The sequence below is a fragment of the Ferrovibrio sp. genome, from assembly GCF_035304305.1.
Taxonomy (GTDB): domain Bacteria; phylum Pseudomonadota; class Alphaproteobacteria; order Ferrovibrionales; family Ferrovibrionaceae; genus Ferrovibrio.
In genome coordinates this window covers 1-6,360 of the sequence record NZ_DATGQG010000148.1, presented here as the reverse complement: position 1 = coordinate 6,360, position 6,360 = coordinate 1, and the positions used below count along the sequence as shown (strand labels likewise).

General features: G+C 64.6%; 6 protein-coding genes. 5 read left to right on the top strand and 1 reads right to left on the bottom strand.

Annotation, left to right across the window (positions count from 1 at the left end):
- Positions 1-1,098: ABC transporter substrate-binding protein (locus VKZ87_RS16055; protein ID WP_324222276.1), on the top strand; the 1,098-nt coding region annotated here is incomplete at its 5' end.
- A 71-nt stretch (positions 1,099-1,169) separates the two neighbouring features.
- Here VKZ87_RS16055 and VKZ87_RS16050 read toward each other — a convergent pair.
- On the bottom strand, positions 1,170-1,925 hold the full coding sequence (locus tag VKZ87_RS16050) for a FadR/GntR family transcriptional regulator (protein ID WP_324222275.1): 756 nt from the start codon (positions 1,923-1,925) through the stop codon (positions 1,170-1,172).
- Between the two features lie 189 nt (positions 1,926-2,114).
- On the opposite strand from VKZ87_RS16050, the gene VKZ87_RS16045 reads away from it, so the two are divergent.
- The 4 genes from VKZ87_RS16045 to VKZ87_RS16030 all read left to right on the top strand — a co-directional run.
- The gene (locus VKZ87_RS16045; RefSeq protein WP_324222274.1) at positions 2,115-3,380 is read left to right on the top strand and encodes a serine hydrolase domain-containing protein; all 1,266 of its coding nucleotides are present in this window, start codon (positions 2,115-2,117) and stop codon (positions 3,378-3,380) included.
- A gap of 89 nt (positions 3,381-3,469) precedes the next feature.
- Positions 3,470-4,717 (top strand): branched-chain amino acid ABC transporter substrate-binding protein, encoded by a 1,248-nt coding sequence (locus VKZ87_RS16040; RefSeq protein WP_324222273.1) that lies wholly within the window; start codon positions 3,470-3,472, stop codon positions 4,715-4,717.
- 100 nt (positions 4,718-4,817) lie between these two features.
- Complete coding sequence (locus VKZ87_RS16035; protein WP_324222272.1) at positions 4,818-5,768, top strand: branched-chain amino acid ABC transporter permease; 951 nt, start codon at positions 4,818-4,820, stop codon at positions 5,766-5,768.
- A gap of 3 nt (positions 5,769-5,771) precedes the next feature.
- On the top strand, positions 5,772-6,360 hold a 589-nt coding region (locus VKZ87_RS16030; protein WP_414655659.1), incomplete at its 3' end, for an ABC transporter permease subunit.

The window sequence follows — 6,360 nt, the reverse complement described above, 5'->3', positions numbered from 1 at the left end:
GCGGCTGCCGTCACCGAGAATGCGCTGAACCACCTGAAATTCATGGCCGAGCGGCTCTCGACGCCCCGGCGGAACTACGAGATCACCGGCTTCGACAACAAGCTGAACGCGCAGGAAAGCATCATCCAGGCGCAGAAGGCGATCGATGCCGGCATCCGCATCATCGTCGCCGGCAATTCCTCGGCCGCCGCCGGCGCGCTGAACGAGTTCATTACCAAGCATAACGAGCGCGCACCGGAGCGCAGCGCGCTGTTCCTCAACATCTCGGCGATCGATCCGGCGCTGACCAACGAGAAATGCCAGCCGGCGCATTTCCGCTTCGACGCCCATGCCGACATGAAGATGCTGGCGCTGGCGAAGTTCATCGGCACGCAGCAGCAGATTCGCAGACTGTATCTGATCAACCAGGATTACTCCTTCGGCCAGGCGGTGCGCGCCGCCGCACTGAAGATGATCAGGGCCGAGCGGCCGGATATCGAGATCGTCGGCGACGAGCTGCATCCGCTGGCCAAGATCACCGACTTCTCGCCTTACGTGGCGAAGATCCGTGCCAGCGGCGCCGACGCCGTGGTCACCGGCAACTGGGGCACCGATCTCGCGCTGCTGCTGAAGGCCGCGGCCGAAGCGAGCCTGCAGGCCGGCTGGTACACCTACTACGCCAGCGGCATAGGCAGTCCGACGGCGGTGCGCCAGACCGGGCTGGCCCATCGCGTCTTCGGCGTGATGGAAGGCCATTCCAACATGACGATGAGCGACAGCCTGGACGCGGATTACCGGTCCCGCTTCGGCGGCAGCTTCAACGTGCCGCGCGCGCGGCTGCTGATGGAGATGCTGGACGATGCGGTGACGAAGGCCGGCAGCGCCGAGCCGCAGGCGATCGCCGCCGCCCTGAAGGGCGCGTCGCGACCGACCATGTATGGCGGCATCGCCACGCTGCGGGCGCAGGATCACCAGGTGCTGCAGGACCTCGTCATCGCCTCCTTCGGCCCGCTGGAAGGCGACATGCGCTTCGACGAGGAGAAGACCGGCTGGGGCTGGAAAACCGCCGGCATCGTGAAGGCCGCCGATACCGCGCTGCCGAGCACCTGCCGGATGTGACTGCCGCCCGTGGTCTGATTCGTAGATGGCCGGGTCAGGCCCGGCCATGACATGACACACTTTGTATGTGGTCAGTCAGCTCGGGCCGTGACGAGGTCGACGGGCTGGTCGAGGTCGAGGCCGGCTTTCTCGAAGCCCTTGCGCCAGTCGACGAGATGGCGCCGCGTCCAGGTCCGCGCCATATCCTTGTCGCGGCGGCGCAGCGACTCCACCAGCATGCGGTGCGCCTCGATCAGCCTGTCGGGACCGTAGGGCGTGCCGCCCAGCGCCGCCTGGGTGCTGGGATGGATCAGCATGTTGGAGGGCTCGCGCGCGAGTTCCAGCACACGGTTGCGGCCGGCCTTCTCGAGCATGATGTGGAATTCGCTGTCCAGCGCCGCGATGGTGGCGATGTCGTCGCGTGCCGCCTCGGTGGCGCGGATATTGGCATCCAGCCTGTCGATCTCTTCCTGGGTGACGCGCTCCACGGCAAGTTCGATCGAGGCAATGCTGAGCACCATGGTCGCCTCGAACAGTTCACGGAAGGTGACCTCGTGCAGGACCAGCGCGCGGGTGGCGCGGGTGGCGAGCCGGTCGTAATGCGGCAGACCGACCGAAAGCCGGCGGCTGGAATCGCGCTGCACCAGGCCGCCATGCTCGAGCAGGCGGATGCCTTCGCGCACGGTGGAGCGGTTCACGCCGAATTGACGCACCAACTCGGCCTCGGTGCCGATCGGATCGCCGGGCTTCAGTCGGCCCGAGAGAATCTCGCGCTCGATCGCCTCGGCCACCATCTGGTAGGCCGGCATCGGCGTGATTCGCGAAAACTTCTCAACCACTTCAGACATTTAGTCCCCCTCGGCGGGATCTGACCGGCGCCGCGCGCGATTCATTCCGTTGTCATCTACTGCAATTCAGTCGCGGCTCCCAGTCAGCGCAAGGTATCATTGACTCGCGTCCGATTGTCCGACAATCATATACGCCAAGAAAAAGACAAAGAAAGCGCTGCGATAGCAGCGCAGACAGGGAGAGACTCGATGAGGGCGTTCGCTGCAGCGCTTGCGCTGGTCTGTGTCTTCTTGGTTCCCTTCACGACGGGCGCGGCGGAACTGCCGCGCACCAGGCCGGAAGAGGTCGGTCTCTCGTCGGAGCGGCTCGGCCGTATCGAGGCGCGCATCCGCGCCGATGTTGAGAAGCAGGTCATTCCCGGCGCCGTGCTGCTGGTCGCCCGCCAGGGCAAGATCGCCTATTTCGAGGCGATCGGCCTGCAGGACCCGGTGTCGAAGACGCCGATGCAGCGCGACAGCATCTTCCGCATCTATTCCATGACCAAGCCGATCACCTCGGTGGCGGCGATGATGCTGATCGAGGAAGGCCGCGCCACCCTGGCCGACCCGGCGGCGAAATACATGCCGGCGCTGGCCAAGCTGTCGGTCGGCGTGGAGAAGCCGGACGGTAACGGCAAGACCACGCTGGAACTGGTGCCGGCGAAGCGGCCGATCAGCCTGCACGACCTGATGCGCCATTCCTCGGGCCTGACCTACGGCTTCTTCGGTGAGGGCGCGGTCAAGCAGCTCTACCGCGAAAACCTGCAGAGCGGCGACTACACCAACGAGGAATTCGTCGAGCTGATCGCCAAGCAGCCGCTGGTCTACCAGCCCGGCACCGTATGGGATTACAGCTATTCCACCGACGTGCTCGGCCGCGCGGTGGAGGTGATCGCCGGCCAGAAGCTGTCGGAGGTGTTCCGCACGCGGCTGTTCGAGCCGCTCGGCATGAAGGACACCGCCTTCTACGTCACCGATCCGGACCGGCAGAAACGCATCGCCGAAGCCTTCGAGAACGACCGCAGCCTGGGCGGCGGCGTGATGTTCTTCGACCCGCGCACGCCCGGCAAATGGGAATCCGGCGGCGGCGGCCTGACCGGCACGGCGATGGATTACGCCCGCTTCCTGCAGATGCTGCTGAACGGCGGCGAGCTTGACGGCAAGCGCTATCTGAGCCCGCGCACGGTCGCCTACATGACGGCAGACCATATGGGCGACGGCGTGAAGCCCGGTCCCTATTACCTGCCCGGCCCCGGCTATGGTTTCGGCCTCGGCTTCGGCGTGCGGCTCAGCGACGGCGTTGCGCCGCTGCCCGGCAACGAGGGCGACTATTACTGGGGCGGCGCCGGCGGCACCTATTTCTGGGTCGACCCGGAAGAGGAGATGTTCGTGGTCTTCATGATGCAGTCGCCGAAGCAGCGCGTGCCCTACAGGGCGCTGCTCCGCGACATGATCTATGCGGCCATCGTGGACTGAAAACGGGGCCTTCGAAATCAACGGAATTCGCCGCATCAAGCGGCGGATCGGCGGACCGGAAGCCGCCGTAACATAACTGGATGGAGGAAATGATGCCGACTCGTCTCGGTACAGGCATGGCCGTCGCCGCACTCGCGGTCGGTTTCATGGCTGCGCCCGTCATGGCGCAGGTGAAGATTGCATTCATCGATCCGCTGTCCGGCGCCATGGCGCCGATCGGCGAGCACGGGGTGAAGCATTTCCAGTACATGATCGACAAGATCAACGCGGCCGGCGGCGTGAACGGCCAGAAGATGGAGCTGCTGACCTATGACAACAAGCTGTCGCCGCAGGAAACCGTGATCGCGGCCCAGAAGGCGATCGATGCCGGCGCGCGCATCCTGACGCTCGGCAACGGCTCGGGCGCCGCCGCGGCGATGATCGACTTCGTCAACAAGCACAACGACCGCAATCCCGGCAAGGAGGTGGTCTACCTCAACTATGCCGCGGTGGATCCGGCCTTCACCAACGACAAATGCAGCTACTGGCATTTCCGCTGGGATGCCCACAGCGACATCAAGATGCAGGCGCTGACCAGCTACATCAAGGACAAGCCGAACATCAAGAAGATCTACCTGATCAACCAGGACTATTCGTTCGGCCAGGCCGTGCGGAAGGCGGCCAACGAGATGCTGAAGGCGAAGCGGCCCGACATCCAGATCGTCGGCGACGAGCTGCATCCGCTGGCCAAGATCACCGACTTCTCGCCCTATGTCGCCAAGATCAAGGCGAGCGGCGCCGACACGGTGATCACCGGCAACTGGGGCAGCGACATGGCGCTGCTGCTCAAGGCGGCCGCCGATGCCGGCCTGCAGGTCGACTGGTACACCTATTACGGCGGCGGCGCCGGCGGCCCCACCGCGATCAAGCAGACCGGCCTGAAGGACCGGGTGCACCAGATCACCGAAGGCCATGCCAACATCAACACCAAGGACAACTACGCCTGGGAGGAGGATTTCCGCAAGAAATCCGCCGGCCAGGGCTGGTGGTATCCGCGGGTGCGCAACGAGATGCAGATGCTCGCCCGGGCGATGAACGAGGCGAAGTCGAACGACCCGAAGGTCTTCGCCGAGAAGCTGCGCGGCATGCGCCACAAGGACATCTACGGCGCCGAGGCCTATATGCGGGCTGAGGACCACCAGTTCTTCCAGGACATGTACATCTCGGTGCTGACCCCGGTCAGCGGCGACATGAAGTTCGACGAGGAAGGCACCGGCTGGGGCTGGAAGACGACGGCGAAGATCCCGATGGCGGATACCGACGTCGCCACCACCTGCAAGATGGCGAAGCCGAGCTGACGGGCTGAGCCGATGAGACGCGGCCCCGGATACACCTGACTGGAATCCGGGGCCGTTTCATGTCTGAGTACCGCCGAGTATTTTTGAAACGGGGGCCCGCTTGCTCGAACTGGTGATCTTCTCGACGCTGAACGGCGTGCTGTACGGCATGCTGCTCTTCCTGCTGGCAAGCGGACTCACGCTGATCTTCTCGATGATGGGCGTGCTGAACTTCGCCCATGCCAGCTTCTACATGCTGGGCGCCTATTTCGGCTTCCAGATCAGCCAGTGGATGAATTTCTGGGTCGCTTTGATCGTGGCGCCGGTGCTGGTCGGGCTGATCGGTGCCGCGGTGGAACGCTACGGCCTGCGCCAGGTCCACAAATGGGGCCATGTCGCCGAGCTGCTCTTCACCTTCGGCCTCGCCTTCGTGATCGAGGAACTGGTACAGATGATCTGGGGCAAGCTGCCGGTGGACTACCGGGTCCCGCCGGCGCTGGATTTCTCGGCCTTTACCCTGTTCGAGACCACCTACCCGGCCTTCCGCATGTTCATGCTGCTGATCTCGGTGGCGATCTTCATCGTGCTGCTGCTGGTGCTGACGCGCTCGCGCATCGGCCTGATCATCCAGGCGGCGCTGACCCATCCCAACATGGTGGCCATGCTGGGCCACAACGTTCCGAAGGTCTTCATGATGGTCTTCGGTTTCGGCTCCGGCCTGGCGGCAATCGCCGGCGTGATCGCCGGGCCGGCGCTGGTGACCCAGCCGAGCATGGCGCTGACCCTCGGGCCGATCCTCTTCGTGGTGGTCGTGTTCGGCGGCATGGGCTCGCTGTCCGGCGCCTTCATCGCCTCGCTGCTGATCGGCCTGATCCAGACCTTCGCCATCGCGATCAACTACTCGCTCGGCGACTTCCTGGCGAATTTCGGCATCACCCGTCCGATCGACGGCATCCTGAACGATCTCTGGCAGGTCACCGTGGCGCAGGTCGGTCCGGTGGTTCCCTACCTGATGCTGGTGCTGATCCTGATTTTCCGGCCGACGGGCCTGATGGGCACGCGGGAGACCTGAGCGATGAGCGTCAATGCCATTCCCGCCACCCGGTCGCAGCCGCTCGACCTGCTGAAGCGCTACGGCATCTGGATCCTGGCCGCCGTCATCATGCTGGTGCTGCCGAAGATCTTCACCTCCGGCGCCGCGCTGACGACCATGTGCCTGATGGGCATCATGATTGTCTTCTCGCTCAGCTACAACATGCTGCTGGGCCAGACCGGCATGCTCAGCTTCGGCCATGCCGTCTATTACGGCCTCGGCGGCTTCCTCACCGTGCATGCGATGAACACCATCGCGGCTGACAAGCTGCCGATCCCGCTGCCGCTTCTGCCGCTGGCCGGCGGCGCCATGGGCCTGCTGTTCGGCGTGATCTTCGGCGCCGTCTCGACCCGGCGCGCAGGCACGGTCTTCGCCATGATCTCGCTCGGGCTGGGCGAGCTGATCGCCTCCCTGTCGCTGATCCTGCGCGGCTTCTTCGGCGGCGAGGAAGGCATCACGGCGAACCGCACCAAGATGCTGACGCTGTGGGGCGTGCGCTTCGGCCCGCAGATCGAGGTCTATTACCTGATCGCCGCCTGGTGCTTCCTCTGCATGGTGCTGATGTTCGCCT

What these genes read in the sequence shown, in the direction of transcription:
- VKZ87_RS16045 (WP_324222274.1), top strand. Translation starts at nt 2,115, where the DNA reads ATGAGGGCGTTCGCTGCAGCGCTTGCGCTGGTCTGTGTCTTCTTGGTT.
- VKZ87_RS16040 (WP_324222273.1), top strand. Translation starts at nt 3,470, where the DNA reads ATGATGCCGACTCGTCTCGGTACAGGCATGGCCGTCGCCGCACTCGCG.
- VKZ87_RS16050 (WP_324222275.1), bottom strand. Translation starts at nt 1,925, where the DNA reads ATGTCTGAAGTGGTTGAGAAGTTTTCGCGAATCACGCCGATGCCGGCC.